The sequence below is a fragment of the Legionella donaldsonii genome, from assembly GCF_900452385.1.
In the GTDB taxonomy this organism is placed as follows: Bacteria; Pseudomonadota; Gammaproteobacteria; order Legionellales; family Legionellaceae; genus Tatlockia; species Tatlockia donaldsonii.
Genome location: NZ_UGOA01000001.1, coordinates 2599776 through 2620454, shown reverse-complemented (window position 1 = coordinate 2620454; position 20679 = coordinate 2599776). Strand labels below are relative to the sequence as shown.

Sequence of the window (20679 nt, the reverse complement as noted above, 5' to 3'; positions counted from 1 at the left end):
TCTTTTCTAGTAGAACCCAATAGCATTAAAAAGGCCGATTTCACCTCTATGAATAGTAAAGTGCATCATTATCAAGATTTAATTACCATTTTTAATACTTGTTTTTCGGAAAAATATAATACCCAACTGGTTAAAGGTGATGAAGAGCCTATTTATCTGCCAGCTGATGAGCAACGTTCTTACCATGCTATTTTTTTTGCGCATGGTTTTTTTAGCAGTGCTCTGCATGAATGTGCGCATTGGTTTATTGCTGGCAAAGCGCGTAGAAAGCAGGTTGATTTCGGTTATTGGTATTTGCCGGATGGGCGCACAGCAGAACAGCAAGCACTATTTCAATCGGTGGAGGTAAAGCCTCAGGCGATGGAATGGATACTTTCTGTTGCAGCAGGGCACCGCTTTCGAGTCAGTATCGATAATCTTAATGGTGATGAAGCAGATACCCATGTTTTTAAGCAGGCTGTGTATGAACAGGTCGCTACCTATTGCAGACAGGGATTGCCCAGACGTGCCGCTTTGTTTCGCAATGCCTTGTGCTGCTTTTATGGAACATCTCCAGTGATGGACATCACCCAGTTCAAACTGGGTGATTTGTAAGTTGTTTCGCTAACCAAAATTATAGATTAAACCGAATTCGACTTGATTCCCTGTAGGAGTAATGGTCGTTGTTTTTAATGTCTCATTATCAAGTACAGCAAATGTTAACTTTTTATAGCGAAGGTACGAGTACTCCATTCTTACCGCGAGGTGTTCATTAATTTTTTGGTTCATTCCTAAGCCGGCACGAAAACCACCCAGATTTCTACGAATACTGGCCAAAGAATTATCTCTGGTTGTAATTTTAAAGCGCCCATTGGTGTAACCCACACGGCCATAAAAGAGAATGCTCTCGCCAATGAAGAATCCCGGTAAGCCACTTAAACCATAGCTATAGGGCATTTCAAAGGTTGTATCAGTAATATTGCTATTAACATATTCATTATTTGCAGAATCAAATTCAACCGTACTGACGTTAATATTGGCTTCAGCCGCTATATACCAGCGTCCATGCTGCCAGGCATGGCCTGCAAATAAGGAGCCAAAAACCCCTTTGCCAGTTTTATGGGTTTTATCCAAGACATCAAAATTGGGGGGCGTATTTTGGGATTTAACAAAGGCATATTCTTTAAAATCGATGATATCGGGTCCAGCACCAGCACCTGCATAAAACCCTGCGCTCCAGCATGATAAAGGCAATAAAATAAAAGCAAAGATGGTTTTCCGTAACATTGTTTTTCCATTAATTAAAAATGAGTCAATGAGTATAATCCGAATAGAGGGGGTTGCAAGGGATGATCCTCTTCTTCATGAATCAACCATGAAGAAAATCCTGCTTTAGTATCGACAAAATAATAGTTTTATTCTAGCCAGTCGGTCTTTAAGATAAGAGATCATGTTTGATAGTGGTAGAGCCATCGCACCGGTTTGGACGTTTAGCTTGTAATTCGCTAACGAATGGTTTTAATCCTTTAGGTCTTGATAAGTTCATGGGCGTCTGCAGCCAAGGATCTTATTGACTGCGGATAAGTAAAACAGGCGAGGCGGCAATACGAATCACACTTTCTGCGACACTACCTAAAAATAAATGACTAAAGCCACGACGACCATGAGTCCCAATAACAAGCAAGTCAGCAGGCCAACGCTCAGCCTCTGCTACAATTTTCTCTGCAAGGCGTCCCTCAAGCTTTAGTTCGATGAGGCAATTATCACATTTGATCTTGGCCTTACGCACTAAAGCGTTGGCCTGATCTAGAATTTTTTGTCCTTGCCGTTTGTAAGCTGCAGCTAAGGTGTCAAAATCAATATAACCCTCTGTGTAATTAACGATATTCTCATCAATTACATGAACAAGGCGCAGCTGAGCTTTGGCGTGAGCAGCTAGTTTAATTGCTTCCTGCAAGGCTAGCGTGGAGGAATCGCTGCCATCAATGGCCACCATAATCTTTTTGTATATCATGATGCGTCTTCCCTATTCTTTTATTTTAACCAGATGGAATAACTGGTACTTGGCTCTATTTCTATTTTAGACCCTGTCGTGACTCTTTGATAATGAAATGAATAGTAGTCAACTATACTCAAACAAAGGGCAAAATCTCTTTGACGTGGATTATTATCTGAAAAATAGAGAGTTTTAAGGGTAGCTAAGGGCGCTGGTAAATTTCATGAATGCAAATAAGGGAATTGAGCTGCAATTATTGACTATTACTCGCGGGTTCTTGAGTGAGCTCCAGGCCGATCGTGCATTACAGGCTATTACGTTGGATGCTTCTTTAGAGCGCGAGTTAGGTATTGACAGCCTGGGGAAAGTAGAACTTTTCCATCGTATAGAACAAGCCTTTTTTGTTCATTTACCTGACAATGCAATGGTGGAGGCAGTGACACTTCGTGATTTAATCAAAATGGTTAAAGAGGGCAGTGTTAATACTTTATTGCGAACTAAAAATCAGCAATTTTCACCTGTACTTGAATCAAAACCCCTTGACTTGACTACCACTTCATCACTTTATGAGGTGCTTTATACCTATGCGGAAAAAGAACCCAAACGCCCGCATATTTATTTACAAGATGAGCATGGCAACGAGCAAATCATTCAATATGGCCAATTGGTTAAGGAGGCTGAGAACGTCGCCAGGGGTTTATGCCAACGCGGTATTCAACCGGGTGAAACCGTCGCGATTATGTTACCTACCAGTGATGCATTTTTTTATACGTTTTGTGGTGTTTTACTGGCAGGCGCCATCCCTGTTCCTATCTACCCGCCTTTTCGTGCAGATCGTATTGAAGAGTATGCAAAACGTGAGGCAGGAATTCTACGTAACGCACAAGCTCGTTTATTAGTGACTTTTACTGCCGCGGAAACTCTCAGCAACATGTTGCAAACCTTCGTACCCAGTTTAACCAAAGCCCTTACCGTAAAAAATTTACAAACATCGACTGGTAAGTTACCCACTGTTGCTATAGAGCAAGATGATATTACTTTAATTCAATATACGTCAGGTAGTACGGGGGAGCCGAAAGGGGTCACTTTAACTCATAGAAACATGTTGGCAAATATTCGAGCCATAGAGAAAGCCATTGGCATCAAGCCAACCGATGTCAGCGTGAGTTGGTTGCCTCTTTATCATGATATGGGGTTGATGAGTTGGCTGGGTAGTCTTTATTTTGGTATTCCCGTCACCATTCTCTCCCCCCTTACCTTTTTGACCCGTCCAGAGCGCTGGTTATGGGCAATACATTATCATCGCGCAACAATATCTGGAGGCCCTAATTTTGCCTATGAATTATGCTTTAAAAAGATCAATCCAAATGAAATTGAAGGCTTGGATCTGAGCTCATGGCAGTACGCTTTTAATGGTGCGGAAGCAATCAATCCCAAAACTCTTGAGCGTTTCGCCAAGAAATTTTCTCCCTATGGTTTTAAGCTTGAGTCTTTTGCTCCTGTCTATGGTTTAGCAGAAGCCACAGTAGGTTTAACGTTTCCTGGCAAAAAGCGAGTGCCACGAATCGATAAAATTCAACGTGAATGGTTTGAAAAAGACAATAAGGCAATTCCGGCATCGCAAGGGGAGGAAACGGTCGAATACGTGGGATGTGGGGAGGTTTTGGCCGACCATGACATCCGTATCGTAGATGATAAAAGTGCTGAATTACCTGAAAGGATAGTGGGAAATATACAATTCAAAGGCCCTTCTGCCATGCAGGGTTATTATAATAATCCGCAAGCGACGCAAAAAGCGTTCAGGGATGGCTGGTGGGATACGGGAGATTTAGGTTATTTGGCTGATAAAGAACTGTTTATCACTGGACGTAAAAAAGACTTAATTATTAAAGCAGGCCGTAATATTTATCCGGAAGAGATCGAGGAAATACTCAATCAGATAAGCAGTATTCGCAAAGGATGTACTGTAGCTTTTGGTATAAGTGACTCAAGTACAGGGACTGAAAAACTGGTAGTAGTTGCTGAAATTTATGAGTTGGTAAAAGCAAAACAACAAGCTATTCGCGCGGAAATTATTGAAAAAATGGCGATGGAATTAGGTATACCGCCTGATATAGTCATTTTGGTTCCACCAAGAACTGTCCCCAAAACCTCAAGTGGAAAACTACAGCGCTCTGCCTGTAAGCAGGCTTATATCGAGGGCAAATTAAGCAAGCAGCAATTGCCAGTCAAGTTGCAATTGATAAAATTAGCTTGCATTAGTGTAGGTAAAAAAATTTATAGCTGGATTTGTTATTTGGGACGATTAGTATACAGCCTTTACGTAGCTATCTTGCTAGTCATTCTTTTGCCCATTATGTGGTTTCTTTCGCTGCTTTTTTCATCTCAAAATACCGCTAAAATGGTACATTTTTTTGCTCGTCTCTTTTTTAGACTCACTTTCTGTCCTGTCACTGTCGAAGGAAAAAACAACTTAAACGATCTGGGTTCGGTGATTTATATTGCTAATCATGCCAGCTATGTCGATGCGCTTGCGTTGGTGGCGGTTTTGCCGACAAATATTGCAATCGTCGCGAAAAAAGAATTATTAAGTGTACCTATCATTAATAGTTTTATTAAAAAATTGAATTATCCAACGGTTGATCGAATGGATTTTACCAAGAGTTTGGAAAATAAAAGCCTGATTGAAGCAGAACTGCAACAGGGACAATCCATTGTTATTTTTCCTGAAGGAACGTTTACCTACGCTACCGGATTGCGTCCTTTTAAATTAGGTGCCTTTATCATTGCAGCTGAAACAACGACACCCCTGTGTCCAGTTTCCTTGCAGGGAACACGCGCAATTTTACGTGGCAATAATTTACTGGCCAAACCAGGAAAGATCAAAGTGGTTGTTGGCAAACCCGTCTCTCCCAAAGGTAACGATTGGCACGAAATTATCCGTCTTCACTCAATAATGCGTACCGAAATTGCCAAAAACTGCGGTGAGCCGGTGATTGATATCATTGTCGCAGGTCCAGCCATCGATTAGAGGCAGTTGAGCTTTCAACTATCTTGGCACTTATAACCTGATTTTCTGTGCTTCGCTGCTCACCTACTCGTATGTAGGCTGCGATGTTCGAAAATCAGGCTATCAGCAGTTAAACGGGTGAGGTGTCCGTGGCCCCAAGAGAAGGGTTTTCTTCCCGTTTTCTCTCTTTTGCAAAAGGAAGGTAGGGACGAAATACAAAAGAAAGAATGACAAGCAGAAGTAAAATAACCATCATCCATCCCATTAAATAAAAACAGTCGTCTAGGGCTAAAGCAGTAGCCTGACGATCGAGGAGGGCATTTAATTTTGCCAAGGCTTTCTCCCCTGACAGATGAAAGTGTTCTGCCCGTTCAAAAAATTGTTGGGTAGGTGGGGCCAGGGGAGTTAGCAGGCTGCCTAAGCGTTCATGATAAAATACTTGTCGACGTTGCCATAAAATCACATATAAGCTAGCACCCAAGGCACTGCCAAGCAGACGTACAATATGAAACACGTTGATCCGTTCTGTGGCCTGAGCTTGAGGATAGATAGTTACAGACATGCGGAAAAGCGGTGGTAAAAAAAGGGCGAGTCCAAGTCCTGCCAAAAGCCGCGAAACGGCAATTCTGCCAAAATTAATCTCTACATTAAACGTCGCTGTATAAAAACAGGAAATAGCAAAAAAAAGTAAAGCTGTTGCCAGCGGAATCCGGGCATCAAAGCGTTTGTAATTTAAAAATATTGGGATCCATGCACCAAGAGCCATAGTACCTATCAATAAAATAATCCAGTCCGGGGTATAATTGACGTAGAGTTTCAACCATAGGGATAAGAGAATGACCATACCAAAATAGGCCGAAAAAAGGAGGGCAACATTTAATAAAGCAAAGCAAAAATAGAGGTGTTTGAATAGCCTGAACTCAACGATAGGATGAGGGAACGAAAGACTACGTAGAATAAAATAAAGAAAACCAATTCCGCCTGCGATGAGCATAAAAGTAATTAATGACGAGCGAAACCAATCGAGCTCTTGCCCGAGAATTAAGGCTGTACCAATAAAAAATAAACTAGTGCTATAAAAGAAATAACCCACCTTATCAAAAAGCACTTTCTCCGGCGGCCTATGAAATTTTCTAAAGCCATAACCAACATAGACAATTAAAAAAAGGCAGATAGGAATATTGGGTACAAACAAGGCTTGCCAATGATAGTTAAATGCGACCCAGCCACCCCAACAAGCACCAAGTACCGGGGTAATAGCAAAACAGGTTAAAACGAGTGGCATAACAAATTCAGTTTTTTTTTCTGGAGCCAGGAGAGGGATCAGAGACATAGTAATTAAGAGAAACAGTGGTCCAGATGCAAAACCTTCCAAAAAACGAAACAAAATGAAATTAAAATAATTACTGGCAATAACGCATTGCCAAGAAAAGACGATCATGAGGCATAAACACAGGACATAGAGATGCATCGCACTCAAACGCGTAACCCAGGGTTTTCCCAACGGGACGCCCAATACGTTACCGAGACAAAAAAAGCTGACTCCATAAGGCGCTAAATAAGCATTGCCCCCAAGATCACTGACGATATAAAGCCCTGCCATCATTGGTAAAGTAAGGTTAAAAATGACAATTGCTAATGAGAGAATCAAAACATATAAGATCATTTAGGTGGCCCCTCGCCAAGAGCTACCTCTTTAAGAGCCAGGGGAGTCTGTGCATAATCTTTTAGTTTGGGATCTAAATTATTGGCGATAATATGAGCAATTAATTCCTGAACACCTCGTTCTTCTTTTTTGAATATATCGGTTGCGTAATGGGGGGCTCCTTCAGATGAAGTCGGTACCAACAGGCCGCTTTGATCAGAAACATCAACGGTAACTTCCAACGATAAACCAATACGAAGTGGATGTTTTTTTAATTCATTGGCATCAAGTTTGATACGAACAGGTAAACGTTGGACTATCTTAATCCAGTTGCCTGAGAGGTTTTCTGGGGGTAACAACGAGAATGCGTTGCCTGCGGCGCCTGGCAACCCGACAATTTCTCCATGAAAAACAACAGAGCTGCCATACAGATCGGAAATAACCCTGGCTTTTTGGCCAATACGCATTTTCTTAACTTGTGTCTCTTTAAAGTTTGCATTGACCCAGATTTGATCAAGAGGGATGATGCTCAGTAACAGCGTACGTTTTAACGCCCTCATCCCTACCTGAATCCGTCGTTGTGCGACAAGGCCATCTACGGGGGCATAGATTTTACAACGATAAAGTTGTACCCAGGTATCACGTACCTGTTGGGCAGCTTCCAGCACAAGGGGATGCGCGGTAATGGTAGTCCCCTGCACAAAAGCCAGGGCTCTTTGATACTGACTTTTTATGCTTTTTAATGCGGCAAAGCTTGCTTTCAAATCGTCTACGGCATGTTGGTAATCTTCCAGAGATACCCCTTTTGCGTGAATGACTGCATAGCGATGCTTGAAATCTTGTCGGGCTTTCAACAATTGCGCTTGTCTAATTTCAATTTCTGCAGCTAATGTAAAAACATCATGAAAAGCCTGGCAGATATCACGCACAATTCTTGCCAGATTTTTTTTTGCTTTTTCCAGCGCGATTAATGAATCGGTTTCATTCAATTGCACCAGAAGCTGGCCTTTGCTAACAAGAAAACTGTCATCGGTATTAATGCCAGTTACAAAACCTTCCCGCAGGGGTTGAAGAAAGACCTGGTTACCTTCTACATAAGCGTCGTTAGTGTATTCCTCTGTTCGCCAGACGATAAGCCAATAAAGGAAGAGAAGCACAAAAATGCATAAAAGAACAATGGTTAATTTATAAGCAGGAGTCGTTTTTTTCATGCGGTTCTCACCAGAGGGATCTCCGTTTGACAGTAGCCGCCGCCCAATACTTTGGTTAGTTTAACTGACGCTAAATATTGGTTATACAGCAACGTGGTGTTAATTAATTTTTGTTCAATGACTTCTTCACGCAGAGCATAATCACTAAATTGACTGTCTAGTCCTTTTTGTTGGCGTAATTGGGTTAAGCCTAAACGTTTTTCGGCAGAAACGATGAGTGCTACCTGGTCTTGCTTCTGTTGATAGACGGATCTTGCAAAGGCCAGCACGTCCAGCACTTCCTGGGTACTGCGTAACAAGAGATTATTGTAAGCAAAAATAGCTGCATCAAACTCTGCTTTTGTTCCTCTGATATTTGCTCGAATAGCGCCTGCTGTAAAAATGGGTAAGTGAATAGCCGGCCTTAATGCGGTTGTAGCACTTGAGCGATCAAACAGTTTTTTCCAATGAGTACTTTCTAAACCAACGAGACCAATAATATTGACGTTGGGGTAATATTCCGCCATGGCGGCACCTGTTCTAAAAGCGAAGGCTTTGGCGCGCCAAATCTGTGCCATCAGATCGGGTCTGCGAGCGATTAGATCGATGGAGAGTGTTTGCGGAATATAAAGTTTTTTCGGGAGGGCGGGAAGTTTCTTATCGATCATTAATGGGCAATCAGGGCCGCGTCCTGCCAGAACATTGATAAGGTGTTTATCAACGGCAAGTTCTTCATTAATAGTACTGAGAAGCCGTTTGGCTTCGAATAAATTTTCTGCAGCGAGATAGCTAGGCAGTGCTGAAGACAGTGCGCTCCGCTGCATTAAATTTTGTAAATCGTTAATGCTTTGTCGTACGCTAACCAGTTGTTCATACAATTCTTTTCTGATGAGATTGGTTTGATAAGCAAAAAAGGCTTGGGCAAGGGCTGTTGTTACAATTAATTCGACTTGAGCTGCTTCTGCTCGTTGAGCTTTTTCCTTGCCAATTGCTTCATAAAAAAGATTATGATTTTGTCCCCAAAAATCAAATTCATAATTGAAGGACATGGTTAGATCAACCAAATTGACGCTTAAGGGAAGGTTCGGATTCAGAGCACGGTACAGGCCGTTTTTACTTAAAAATTGTCTATTTTCTGTTGCATCAAAAAACACGAGTGGGAATAACACCGAGCGAGCTACAATGGCCTCTTGTCTGGCAGTAACAATACGACTTCTCATTTCTTGAATAGAGGGATTTGTTGCTAATGCTGAGGCGATCAGGGCATTTAATTCGGGTGAATGATAGGCTAACCACCATTGTTTGTCTGGCCAATCACCCTGTGTAAAAATTTTTTGTTCGTTTAAATTTTTTTTAACGCTCTTTTCCATATTAGGGAGGGCTCGCAAATGCTTCACCTGAGCGTGTGGGGGCAAAGAGATAGAACAGGATGTTAATAGAGTCACTAAACTGACGAAAATGAGTATCCTTGTAATGACCCACATGCATGTTTCCCTTTGCTGACTCAAAACGAATAGAATTCAAAAAGAGGCCTGACGAAGAGCTCGTCTGGCATCCTCTAAGAGATTATCGGGAAAATGGTATCGTTGCAAAAAATAAAACAAAACAAACCGTGAAAATAGCCAAAGTATTTTAATCATTTTTCACAGATGTCAGCATCAACGATCATTTTGTATGATTTAAAAGCACTATAATAGAGTTGTGAAGGCTATTACTCAAATAGAGAGCAAGATGAAAAACGGACTATGGGAATGGAGTAAAAGAGCAGTACTTGCTTTGTTAATTCTTGTTATTCTTGTGTTGAGTTTTAATGTTTTGCTGAGCTATTTTGCAACCCATCTGATTTATTCCTTTACAAGCAAGGGTACGGCGGGTAGCGAGAAAAATCCAGAATTTAATTTGCGAGTCAATCTTGTACCCTCTTTTAAAATAGATGTTGAGCAGTTTGTTTATCGCTATAAGGGAAAAGTTATTATTTCATTTAGGAAAGCAACTGCGCATTTATCTTTACTGGCCTTACTTAAACAACAGTTTCATATTTATGATCTGGAGATTAAAAAAGGGTTTATCAATTTGGTGAGTTTGCCCAAAATTGCTGAGGAAGAAAAACAGACCGTTGGCGTGAATACCCAAGAGAAAAAAGAACGCGCTGATGGCCAGTCTATCCTTATCGATAAGGCTCGTTTATCCCATGTTGATATGGTGTATTCTTTATCTGACTTATTACCACCACTGCATTTTAAAACGATTAAGATAGTCCGTATGACGAAAGAACCATACTCTATTTTCATCGAAACTCGTGGTGACCTACAAGGAAAGCGGTTCAATGTCAGCGCGGTGCTTAATACAGTAGATAAAGCGCAATTAATTAATGCAGAGCTTTTTGTAGCCCAAAATAAATTTTCTTTCCATGCTAAATACGCTAACAATACCCTGGTTTCTGATATCAGCGGCAAGATCGTCAATTCTAAGATTATCGAGAAATTATTTGCCATTCAGCCCGATCAGCTGCCAACAGAGTTTAATGCGAAATTTAGCGCAACTGATAAAAGAATTGCTATTTCTCCTATCCAAATTACTTTTCTTTCCGGTTTAGTCAGAGCTGATATAAGCCAGATAGAATCTGATCCTATTATTATGAACGTTTCATTTCCTCAAAGCTTCGTGAAAGATTTAGAAGATGCTGAAAATTTTAGAACCTGTCCTCTCCCGATGTTGCTGGTAACTATTGTTAAAGATTTAAAACTCCATGCTACCGTTCAAATCACAGATGAAGAAGCTGTTGGCAGTGCAGCAGCACAACAAACAACGGTAATCATTGATGGGCAGGGTATTCAATTTGACAATGATTTTTTACCCCGAGTTTTAAAACAAGGTTTACACCTGTGCTTTGATAAGTTTCCAAATAACAATTCCATGACTGTACCTTGATGACAAATCCATCCTGTAGGCTGACGGTATGGAATACTATATGCATTTAAATTTAACAAGCGACCACAAAAAAATACTATCATTAAAAGAAGTACACTGTGGTTTGTAGTAGTTTTCCCCTAAGGCATTTATCTATCTGCAAGGATTAGTATGTCAACAATTAATGAGTCAGGAAGAAAATCCAAGGGTCATATTGTTTTAACTTCTCATCCCTCTGAGCATATCGCTGTGCCGCTGAAAATTAAGTGGGGGGCGGAGAATCCAAAAGAACGGGGTCCTATTATTGCCTCCCTTACGAATATTAGACATCGTAATGTGGTAGGTACTCATTCAGGTTCTTACTCTGTCTATCGGGCGTTGGCCATTGCTGCGGGTGTTCTCGATCCGGAGCATAAGCCTGACTTAACTGATACAACACCACCAGTCGTTATTGGTCCTCATAAACAATGGCATGAACCGGGAAAAATTGTTTCTCTCGATCCTTGGGGACATGTAGTCGCGGATGTTTTTGCCGAGGAAATAGCGGCTGGTTACGATATTAGACCGAGTATTGCTGTCACAAGAGCACATATTAATATCCCTGAATTACAAAATGCTATTCAAAAAGGACGCCTGAAACCAGATGGTAAAATTCTGCAAGAGTCAGGCGATGTACTGGTTACTAAAGCAGCCATTGAACCAGTATGGTATTTACCAGGGGTTGCGGAACGTTTTAATGTCTCTGAGGCCGAATTACGTCGTACCCTTTTTGAGCATACAGCGGGGATGTTTCCAGAATTGGTGACCAGAACGGATCTTGATGTGTTTTTACCGCCAATTGGTGGCTTGACGGCTTATTTTTTTGGTGATGTAACGACAATTCATGATCCAAAAATTGAACTTTCTTGCCGTATTCATGATGAATGTAATGGCTCGGATGTTTTTGGTTCTGATATTTGTACCTGCCGTCCTTATCTGGTTCATGGTATTGAGTTATGTGTTGAGTCAGCGCAAAGAGGGGGGGCAGGACTCATTGTATATAATCGCAAAGAAGGCCGTGCGCTAGGTGAGGTTACTAAATTTCTCGTTTATAATGCTCGTAAAAGACAGGAAGGTGGTGATACTGCTGCCAAGTATTTTGAACGTACTGAATGTGTTGCTGGCGTGCAAGATGTTCGGTTCCAGGAATTAATGTCTGATGTTTTACATTGGCTTGGTATTACGAAAATTCATCGTTTTGTATCCATGTCCAATATGAAGTTTGCCGCCCTTGAGCGAGCAGGCATAGAGATTGTAGAGCGGGTGAAGATTCCTGATGAATTAATCCCCAATGATGCCAAAGTAGAAATGGATGCTAAACGGGCAGCTGGCTATTTCTCACCGGATCGCATTATTGATATTAACGAACTTGCCATACCCAAAGGACGTGGACTTGATGAGTGATGAGAAGTCAATGAATAGTGTGCTAAAAACGCTGCAAGATCCGCGAACTATTCGTAAACAAGCCGAGCGTATGCTGAGTCTGGCACACCAAGAGCAATTGGAGCATTTTGCTGTGGATAATGAACAAATGTCTGCAACGGCCGCTTTTGTGTTAGACGTTATCCATGATCAATATCCTACCCTGGAAATCCCCTATCATAGTCGTTGGCGACATTTTACAACGGGTGGTATTGACAGGGTCAATGCATTGACTGCTCGCTTGCACGGGTTATCACAGGAAGAGCAAGGTAAAATCTTTTATGAGCTAGTCATTATTAGTGTTTTTCTGGATGCTGGGGCAGGTAACTATTGGCGTTATCTTGATTCCGATACCGGCCATGAATATAACCGTTCGGAAGGATTGGCGATAGCCAGTTTAGCCCTTTACCTGAGTGGGGTTTTTAGTAACGATCCAAACCAGCCTTGGCGTGTTGATTATGAGCGCTTACTGACTTTTACTCATTCCGATTTGACAAAGGCTTTCCAGCTAACGAATACCAATGTTCTTGAAGGAGCAGAAGGACGAGTAGCTTTACTTAATCGCTTAGGAATGGTCATTAGCAAACAGAGCCATTATTTTGGGAAGGAAAGGCGTCTGGGTAATTTTTATTCTTATATTTCATCCTTACAAGTGAATCAGACGATTACAGCGAGTCAAATTTTTCAAGCCGTATTAACGGCTTTTGCTGAAGTTTGGCCGGCACGATTACAAGTTGAGGGTGTCCCCTTAGGAGATGTCTGGTACCATCCCAAGCTGAAGACAGATGTCTTGGGTTCCGAATTGATACCTTTCCATAAATTATCTCAATGGTTAACCTATTCTTTGGTGGAGCCTCTAGAATGGGCTGGAATAAAGGTAACCCAGTTGGATGATCTGACAGGTCTACCTGAATACCGTAATGGTGGTTTGCTAATCGATACGGGCTTACTGCGGGTAAAAAATAAAGCGTTATTTCTTAAGCCACACAGCGCAGGAGCAGAGGCTATTGTGGAATGGCGGGCTCTGACGGTGGCTTTGTTGGATGAGTTGGCAACGACCATTCGTCAGCAGTTGCAGATGGATGCTGTTGCTCTCCCTTTGGCTAAAATCCTACAGGGGGGAACTTGGGAAGCAGGGCGGCGTATAGCCAAACTACGGCGCAGCGAGGGTAGTCCGCCTATCCAAATCATTAGTGATGGCACTGTTTTTTAAAAAGGAAGAATAATGACTGATCAACATGTGGTTGTAGTAAACCATCCACTTATCCAACACAAACTGACCATCATGCGTAAGAAAGATACCAGTACTGTTAAATTTCGTACCCTTCTACAAGAAGTGAGTATGCTGCTTGCTTACGAAGTGACGCGTGATTTACCGATTGAGTATGAAGAGATTGAAACCCCTCTTGCGACCATGCAGGCGCCAGTCTTGCAAGGGAAGAAATTGGTCTTTGTCTCTATTCTGCGTGCTGGTAATGCAATTTTAGATGGGATGTTACAACTAATACCTTCTGCACGTGTTGGTCATATTGGTTTATATCGCGATCCCAAAACTTTGATGGTAGTAGAGTATTACTATAAATTACCTGAACATATTAAAGATCGGGATATTATTGTGGTTGACCCAATGCTCGCAACGGGAAATAGTGCTATTGCAGCGGTCAGCCGAATTAAGGAAGTACAACCGAAATCAATTAAATTTCTTTGTTTATTGGCTGCCCCGGAAGGTATTGCTTCTTTTCACCAGGAACATCCCGATATTCCGGTTTATACCGCAGCAATTGACGAATGTTTGGATGAAAAAGGCTATATCCTTCCCGGATTGGGTGATGCCGGTGATCGGGTTTACGGCACCAAATTGCATGACTAGATTCTTTGGATGTGGACTATAAAAATACTTATTGTATTTTTAATAATTTTTTTGATTTAATTTTTGTTGAATTGAATATTTTTATCTGTTTCAGTAGCGCGAATACATAATAAAATGTTAAGCTTCGAGGCGTAAGATTCACCTCTATTTTATGACATGGCCTGACATATGGAATTTTTGGATATAGCTAATCGGTATATACCTGGTTACGGCCTCCTTAATCGGCGAAAACGCAAGACTTTTGAGCGCTCTCCTGCAGGCCTGCAATTTATTAGAGCAGTTAAGGATACCTTAACTTCGATAGAAGAGATTCGTGCTTCTTTAGCCTGGTGGCAAGTACTTTTTTCCTCCCCAGAAACAATCTATGCTCAAGCTAAACAAAACTTTGTTGCGCAAAAAACTCGATTGCTGAGTGATATAGAGCAAACGGATGCCTACAAGAAAGTTGTCGCGCGAATTATTTGGGAGATATTAAGGGCTGAATACCCTGACTTTAAATTATTGACCACTGAACAGAAACGTTTACTTACCCAGGCTGAATTTTCAAGGGGTCTGCAAACTAGCATACCTCCTCTTCTCGAGGATGAACAAGACGTTACGAATCCTGCGGTTCTGGAGCAGATACGGGATGAAAAGAGAAAGATTATTGCCGCTTGGAAGGCTCTTTTTCTAGCTAACCCGGAAATGGCTCCTCTTCGTGAAACAATCGCTCAGAGAAAAGAGGAAATTCGACAGCAAGAAATTGTTCAAAAAATAGTTGTCCTAGATGAACGGGCGAATGCTTTGGCTCAAGCTTTCCCCTTGCTTAACAATCCATTGCCTCCACATGAAGAAAGTGCCATCGCAGTATTGCGTGCCAGATACCGCCTTGAAATGCAAAAGAAAGAACCCAATACGGCGAAAGTAGAAGAAATGCTAGTCACCGAAGTGGTTTTTTATTATTTACAACAGGCAACTGCTAAAAATCTTCCTAATGAAATGATACTGCATAATTTCAATCAAAGGCAGGCTAACCGTATTGCCAAAGAAATTATGCAAGCTTTTAACGATAAGGAAGCGCTGTTATTAGACCATTGGCTTCAAGTGTATAAGCAAGAGCTTGGCAACCATATCATTGAAAAGCTGCTTCTCATTAATGGTAAAGAATGGAAAATACCAAGTGATACGCAAGGACAAGTCTTAATGCACTCCTTGTCTTATCTCTGGAATAATAGGGTAGTCAATGGCGGCACAGAGTTTGTCAACAAGCTGGCAGATGCCCATGCCTTTATTCAGGCTACCAGTTTTGCAACACAAAACGAGAGTTCGTTTCTCGCTATCCTCGATCTTTATAACTACAGTCGTTTTGCAAATCAAATTAATGAAAACAAAGCGATTATTGCAAGTTTGCTGGCACCTTTTCGTCCCATTTATGAAGAATACCGTGACATTGGTTTATATGAAAAGGACCCGTTCTTTAAATTTGCAAGAATGGTAATGCCAATGATTGTTGCTGTCACGGCGATTGTCTTGACGGCCCTACTACTCAACCCGTTAGGCCTCTCTGATTTGGTGTTTACTTTCATTTTAATTCCAACCGTGCTGGTTGCTTTGAGAGCTGCTGCTGAATACATTGTGGTAAAAAATGATCTTTATCAAAAAGCGCGCCAACTCTACTATGGTGGCACGTTTGAAATTCCCGAGTTTCAAATTAATCCCAGAATGATCAGTGCTTTTGGCAACCATGAAAAGGCAACAATGGTTAGAAATTTTTATATTGATGAATTCAAACGGTGTGAAGAGATCGAAGCAAGTTATCAGTCAAAAGCAGCCCTTAGTGAGCAAGATTTAATCAGTAGAATGGAAAATGTTAATAGACGTCGTACTCTCTGGTTGGAATGGTACGATATTCATAGCAATCTGGCGCTTGGATATGACAAGACACCCAAAATAGTCTTGGCGCGTTTGCATGAAGTAGGTAATACGGAATTTCAAAGTTTGAAAAAGGTTTTAAAAGATAGCGAAGAAACACAGCTCCAATCCTCTGTTAACCGACTGGTTAGTGAGGTTACAACCACCCTTAGCACTACCCCTCAGGAAACCCCTGTTGATAGTGCTGATAATCACGGCATTACTCCTCAAGAAACCCCTGTTGGCAGTGCTGATGGTCACGGCGGTGGTCCACAAGAAATCCCTGTTGTTAATGCGGATAGTCACAGTGATGCCCTAGCAGAATTACCTGCTGTTCGAACACCAATCAATCATTCTCCTCGCTTATTTAGACCATTGCATTGTCTAGTCCACCAAAAGAGGGTAGAAGAAGTTGATTGTATACTTAGCGCCCTGAGTACACCGATAGTGGGCTGCTGATATTTGACGCTCAAGCTGGCGAAACGCCATAGAATTTAACTAATTTCTGTTGTGGATATTAATACCGCATTAGTAGTTGTTCTACCTTTCTCTTTCAGTCGCTTCATTCAAACAATTTATTTTTGTTGATGGCAAGCAAAAATCTTCTCTTCAGATTGCCTTATTGGTTTAGTCTGGAGGTGATTAAGGAATAATGGATGTCACAATAGCTAAAAAACAGTTATTGTGCACAATCTTCTATTAATGTCATACTCCATCTCAATAGCAGGTACTTCGAGGATGTGGCCATTAAATAGATAAGGGATTGATCATGAAACTCTGGAAGATTTCAAGTTTTATCATGATGGGTGATAGTTTCTCTGCTCAAGGAGCGCTGGATAGGCGAAATTTACTTGGGTTTACTCCGATGAGTACTCTGAGTGGTCTGCGAGGCCGTTCTTCTTTAAGTAAATTTACTACGGGTTTAATCTGGACTGATCATCTAAGCGCAATGATTGCCGAAGAATTCATCATTGAGGAACTAGGTGCTGCTGCAGCCATTGTGGATAATATTAATAGTCATGAGCGACGGGTCGAAATTTTAGTGCAGACGGGCTATTTCCTTAATAATGATCGGGTCATTAATCATAAAGGTAAAAATTTTATTAGAAACTACGATGAGGCTGGCTTAACGGCACATGATTATAGCTGGGTACCCAGTGTAAACCTTAGTTGTTTCTTTAACCGTTTGATTTTGCCGACTTTAAATGGCGTGCGTAAAAAATTATTAGCCTATGATGAAGCGCTAGAGCTATCAAAAAAACACAAGGCAGAAACATTAGTCATTGAATGGTCTGGTGCGAATGATTTAATGACTGTTAATACCAGTCCTTCTCGTGATTATGTCGATCTTGCTATAAAAGCCCGCATGGAGAATCTGGCTCAATTGGTAAGAAATGAGTATTCTCATTTTGTTTTATTTAATCTACCTGATCTTTCATTAACCCCTCGTTACCAAGCCAAGAAAGAAGAATGTGAGTATACTCGTGACTGCTCGCTCTATTTTAACGAGCGTTTGACCACCGCTTGCCAAGAGTTTGCTGCGACCCATCCTCACTGCTCTGTTGATGTCTTTGATGTGAACTCCATAGTAACTGAAATGTATGAAAACCCTGAGAAATATGGTTTTGATATCGCTAAACTAAGACAGCCCTATATACAATCGACCGATTTTATTATAGAAAAAAGCGATTTTTCCTCAGAAAAAGAGTATATGTTTGGGGATGATGTACATCTTAGTACTTACGTGCATGCAAAATTGGCTGAACAGTTTTATCGCAAATACCGGCTGGAATATTATTTTTCAGCCCCGGAGATGGAATTAGTAAAAGAAGAGTAACTTGCTATTGTTATTGCAGAATTAGGTACATTCTTTATGATAAAAAGAGCAATTAATTGCTGCAAACTATTAAAAGAGTGTGCGTCGGGATCTAATCAGGAAGGATTTTATTATGAAGAAAATGGTGTTTGCTGTTCTGATGATAGTACATCTTAATCTGACAGCCTCCACATCCGCACCCAGTTTTAATCTTTGCAAAAATAAATATGCATTGTGTACAACTGCCTTGTGTGAACCGATTCCAGGAAGAAATGATTTTGTATCTTGCAAATGTGATGTGAAAGAAGGGTATTCTGCAGGTGAAAAACCTTGTAACGGAGGATATGAAATTATTTACTCGCGTTATTATCCCATTAAAGGTTATATAAGCTGTGAGAATAACCGCCCTTGGGCCTGGTGTTTGGATATGCCATGTTCTATCGATAAGAATGATGCATCCAAGGCATCCTGTACTTGTGCTGTTGTCAGTAATCAAGGACCTTATGTGATTGTCGCCAATAATTATAGTAAATCAGCTTGTACGGAAGGTCTGTATTCGTCAGCCACGATTACACAGGTGAATCAAGTGACTGATTTTTTAAAAGGACAGAACGAGTTAAAGCCATTTCCTATTAAGGTTTTTAAAGATAAGTAACCAACGAAAAGCGTCGGATAAATGCATGAGTGCTATCCAAAGGGTTTCAGTGCCTTATAAAAACTTGGGATGGTAACGCATCTACCGGTTAATCATTGAGGGGGAGCCTGGTTGATTGAACTCTTTTCACAAGGATTGGAACATGTATGTTTTTAGGCGCACAGGTTTTAATGTAATAAAGTTTATTGCATCAGTTACACTTTTTTTTCACTTCATTGGCCATTTATGGCACTGCATGCAAGATTTTCTCTGGGGACGCTCCGTCATTTCCTGGGAGCGCATAATAAAAACTATCTACCGCTCGGGTGCCAAGCTGGCGATTCCTTTATTGTTCATTAGTGCCTTAATGGGAATGTCGATAGCCACCAATCTTCACCATATTTTAAACAAGTATCATCTGCAACATAAAGCACTGTTAATTGTGCAAAATTTGTTAACACGTGATTTTGTTCCCTTATTAATTGGCTATGTACTTTGTGTGCAATCTTCTTTGAATTTGATTACAGCTCGAGTTACAAAACTGCATCGTGTCCCACAGGAAGTATTACTGGATTATATTTTGCCTATCATCATTGGGATCAATATTACAGCGTTACTTCTCTACACTTACACAGTGGCTGCTTTTATTTTTAGCGTGTACCTAACCTTCCACTTTGTGTTAGGGATTAGTACTCATGAATATTTGCTGCATTTGGCAGGTTCTATAACCTTCGTGGAAATATTTATCTCGATTTTAAAAACCTCAGTGTATTGTACCATTGTGAGTCTCATCGTAGGCTATTACTATTATGATGTAGCGGTAAGAAATATCTCAGTAAGACAAGCGGTGTCTCGAATCATAACCCGGGGCTTATTATGGCTGACAGCCTTTAGCTTATATTTGAATATTTCTAATTTTTAAGGAGTGTAATGCGTCAGGAGCGACTCTATACATTAGTGGGTATTTTTATTGTTGGCGCACTCAGTTTAATGATTTTTGGCGCAATCTTTTTTTACAATGAATACTTACGTGCCCAGGTGGAAACCTATGTGATGTTTTTCAAAGGATCACTGACAGGGTTGGAAGCCTCGTCAATAGTGACTTACCGCGGGGTGAAAATAGGTCAAGTTACAGCAATAGAAATTACGGAAAATAAAGCCAAGAACGAAGTGGAAATCCCCGTTTATGTACAATTTTTTGTTGAGAAAACGTTTGGACTACGACGTAATCCTATGCGAACACTCATCAAGCAGGGGTATGTTGCCGATATATCCAAACCCAATTTTTTAACAGGTGTTGCAAATATTGAGCTTGTTCAATCATTGCCTGTGCATAAATACAAGCGAACACGTTATCGTAATTATCCTGTTTTTCCAACAATCAATACAATTGATAAATACACGACTTTAGATGACGCATTAAAAACCGCTAAAAAGACGATGGAAGACATTAGCAAATTTGTTCGTTCAGAAGACATGCGTCAAACAATCAATGCGGTTAAAAATATGGCAGAGAGTTTTGAAAGATTAACCAATAATCTTAATGAAGATACTCCGCCAGTATTCACCTATTTTACCCAAACGTTAAAACAGATCTCGGGGGCTGCTTATTCAGCTCAAAATTTGACCGATTATCTGTCGCGGCATCCTGAATCATTATTGCGAGGTAAACAGTGAGAGTAGGCAAATGGAGTTTTGTTTTTTTAATAGGATTAGTCCTTGTTGCTTGCGGACGCAGTAAAGAGTCGCAATTTTATGTGTTAAATCCTATTCCACCGAAAAAACAGCAAATGAATACTTATAGCTATTTAAAAATAGGGATCGATGAAGTGAATTGCCCCGCTTATATTGAAAAACCGCAATTAATGATTCACTACACACCCCATCAGATTGCGTTAAAAGAGTTTCATCAATGGGCTGAAGCTTTAAATAAAAACATCATGCGTGTAGTAGAAACCAATCTTTCCACCCTATTGCCAGGAGCGGTGGTTGAGAGCTTTCCCTGGGACAGTAAATTCAAACCTAACTACCACTTACAAATCAATATTGCCGATTTTGCTATAGCGAGTAATGGTAGCAGTATATTACGCGCTGAATACATCATTTATCATGATCGTGATTTAATTGAAAAACATGACGTTTATTATCACCTGAAGCTTACTCAAGTGACACCAGAGGCGCTCGTTGTCAGCATGAATTCGAATTTAACTTGTCTGACAGAAACCATTGCGCGCTCATTTATGGCAGGGAAATACCGTCGCGAGGATCTGAAGTAAGG

Annotated in this window: 17 protein-coding genes; 12 read left to right on the top strand and 5 right to left on the bottom strand. The window is 40.8% G+C overall.

What is annotated here, in order from left to right:
• Nucleotides 1-60: 60 nt before the first annotated feature.
• On the top strand, nucleotides 61-594 hold the full coding sequence (locus tag DYC89_RS11845) for an elongation factor P hydroxylase (protein ID WP_281271388.1): 534 nt from the start codon (nucleotides 61-63) through the stop codon (nucleotides 592-594).
• Nucleotides 595-603: 9 nt separating this feature from the next.
• On the opposite strand, the gene DYC89_RS11840 is transcribed toward DYC89_RS11845, so the two are convergent.
• Entirely contained in the window at nucleotides 604-1266 is a 663-nt protein-coding gene (locus DYC89_RS11840) for an outer membrane protein (protein ID WP_115221966.1), read from the bottom strand.
• 280 nt (nucleotides 1267-1546) lie between these two features.
• On the bottom strand, nucleotides 1547-1993 hold the full coding sequence (locus DYC89_RS11835) for a universal stress protein (protein WP_181879389.1): 447 nt from the start codon (nucleotides 1991-1993) through the stop codon (nucleotides 1547-1549).
• 205 nt (nucleotides 1994-2198) lie between these two features.
• On the opposite strand from DYC89_RS11835, the gene DYC89_RS11830 reads away from it, so the two are divergent.
• Nucleotides 2199-5006 carry an AMP-binding protein gene (locus tag DYC89_RS11830; RefSeq protein WP_115221965.1) on the top strand — a complete coding sequence of 936 codons (2808 nt, stop codon included), beginning with the start codon at nucleotides 2199-2201 and terminating at the stop codon, nucleotides 5004-5006.
• Between the two features lie 109 nt (nucleotides 5007-5115).
• Here the strand turns inward: DYC89_RS11830 and DYC89_RS11825 are convergent, their stop codons facing one another.
• The 3 genes from DYC89_RS11825 to DYC89_RS11815 are packed head-to-tail and all read right to left on the bottom strand — an operon-like array spanning nucleotide 5116 to nucleotide 9304.
• Complete coding sequence (locus DYC89_RS11825) at nucleotides 5116-6651, bottom strand: MFS transporter (protein ID WP_115221964.1); 1536 nt, start codon at nucleotides 6649-6651, stop codon at nucleotides 5116-5118.
• Nucleotides 6648-7841, bottom strand: a complete 1194-nt coding sequence (locus DYC89_RS11820) for an HlyD family secretion protein (protein ID WP_115221963.1) — start codon at nucleotides 7839-7841, stop codon at nucleotides 6648-6650. The genes DYC89_RS11825 and DYC89_RS11820 overlap by 4 nt, the downstream gene beginning before the upstream one ends.
• Nucleotides 7838-9304 carry an efflux transporter outer membrane subunit gene (locus DYC89_RS11815; protein ID WP_115221962.1) on the bottom strand — a complete coding sequence of 489 codons (1467 nt, stop codon included), beginning with the start codon at nucleotides 9302-9304 and terminating at the stop codon, nucleotides 7838-7840. Before DYC89_RS11815 ends, DYC89_RS11820 begins: the two co-directional genes overlap by 4 nt.
• A 247-nt stretch (nucleotides 9305-9551) precedes the next feature.
• Here DYC89_RS11815 and DYC89_RS11810 point away from each other — a divergent pair, with 247 nt between their 5' ends.
• From DYC89_RS11810 to DYC89_RS11765, 10 genes are all read left to right on the top strand, one after another.
• Nucleotides 9552-10751 (top strand): hypothetical protein, encoded by a 1200-nt coding sequence (locus DYC89_RS11810; protein WP_115221961.1) that lies wholly within the window; start codon nucleotides 9552-9554, stop codon nucleotides 10749-10751.
• A gap of 150 nt (nucleotides 10752-10901) precedes the next feature.
• Complete coding sequence (locus DYC89_RS11805; RefSeq protein ID WP_115221960.1) at nucleotides 10902-12173, top strand: GTP cyclohydrolase II; 1272 nt, start codon at nucleotides 10902-10904, stop codon at nucleotides 12171-12173.
• Entirely contained in the window at nucleotides 12163-13404 is a 1242-nt protein-coding gene (locus DYC89_RS11800; protein ID WP_181879388.1) for a URC4/urg3 family protein, read from the top strand. The genes DYC89_RS11805 and DYC89_RS11800 overlap by 11 nt, the downstream gene beginning before the upstream one ends.
• Before the next feature lie 12 nt (nucleotides 13405-13416).
• A complete protein-coding gene (gene upp, locus DYC89_RS11795; protein WP_058447079.1) occupies nucleotides 13417-14061 on the top strand; it encodes a uracil phosphoribosyltransferase in 645 nt (214 codons plus the stop codon).
• A gap of 168 nt (nucleotides 14062-14229) precedes the next feature.
• Nucleotides 14230-16410, top strand: a complete 2181-nt coding sequence (locus DYC89_RS11790; RefSeq protein WP_115221958.1) for a hypothetical protein — start codon at nucleotides 14230-14232, stop codon at nucleotides 16408-16410.
• Between the two features lie 310 nt (nucleotides 16411-16720).
• A complete protein-coding gene (locus tag DYC89_RS11785) occupies nucleotides 16721-17788 on the top strand; it encodes an SGNH/GDSL hydrolase family protein (RefSeq protein ID WP_115221957.1) in 1068 nt (355 codons plus the stop codon).
• A 112-nt stretch (nucleotides 17789-17900) separates the two neighbouring features.
• The gene (locus DYC89_RS11780) at nucleotides 17901-18422 is read left to right on the top strand and encodes a hypothetical protein (RefSeq protein ID WP_115221956.1); all 522 of its coding nucleotides are present in this window, start codon (nucleotides 17901-17903) and stop codon (nucleotides 18420-18422) included.
• Between the two features lie 142 nt (nucleotides 18423-18564).
• Complete coding sequence (locus DYC89_RS11775) at nucleotides 18565-19323, top strand: ABC transporter permease (RefSeq protein WP_245953989.1); 759 nt, start codon at nucleotides 18565-18567, stop codon at nucleotides 19321-19323.
• A gap of 8 nt (nucleotides 19324-19331) precedes the next feature.
• Complete coding sequence (locus DYC89_RS11770; RefSeq protein ID WP_228364112.1) at nucleotides 19332-20078, top strand: MlaD family protein; 747 nt, start codon at nucleotides 19332-19334, stop codon at nucleotides 20076-20078.
• Nucleotides 20075-20677: a PqiC family protein gene (locus DYC89_RS11765; RefSeq protein ID WP_115221955.1), complete on the top strand. Its 603-nt coding sequence runs from the start codon at nucleotides 20075-20077 to the stop codon at nucleotides 20675-20677. The genes DYC89_RS11770 and DYC89_RS11765 overlap by 4 nt, the downstream gene beginning before the upstream one ends.
• Nucleotides 20678-20679 lie beyond the last annotated feature (2 nt).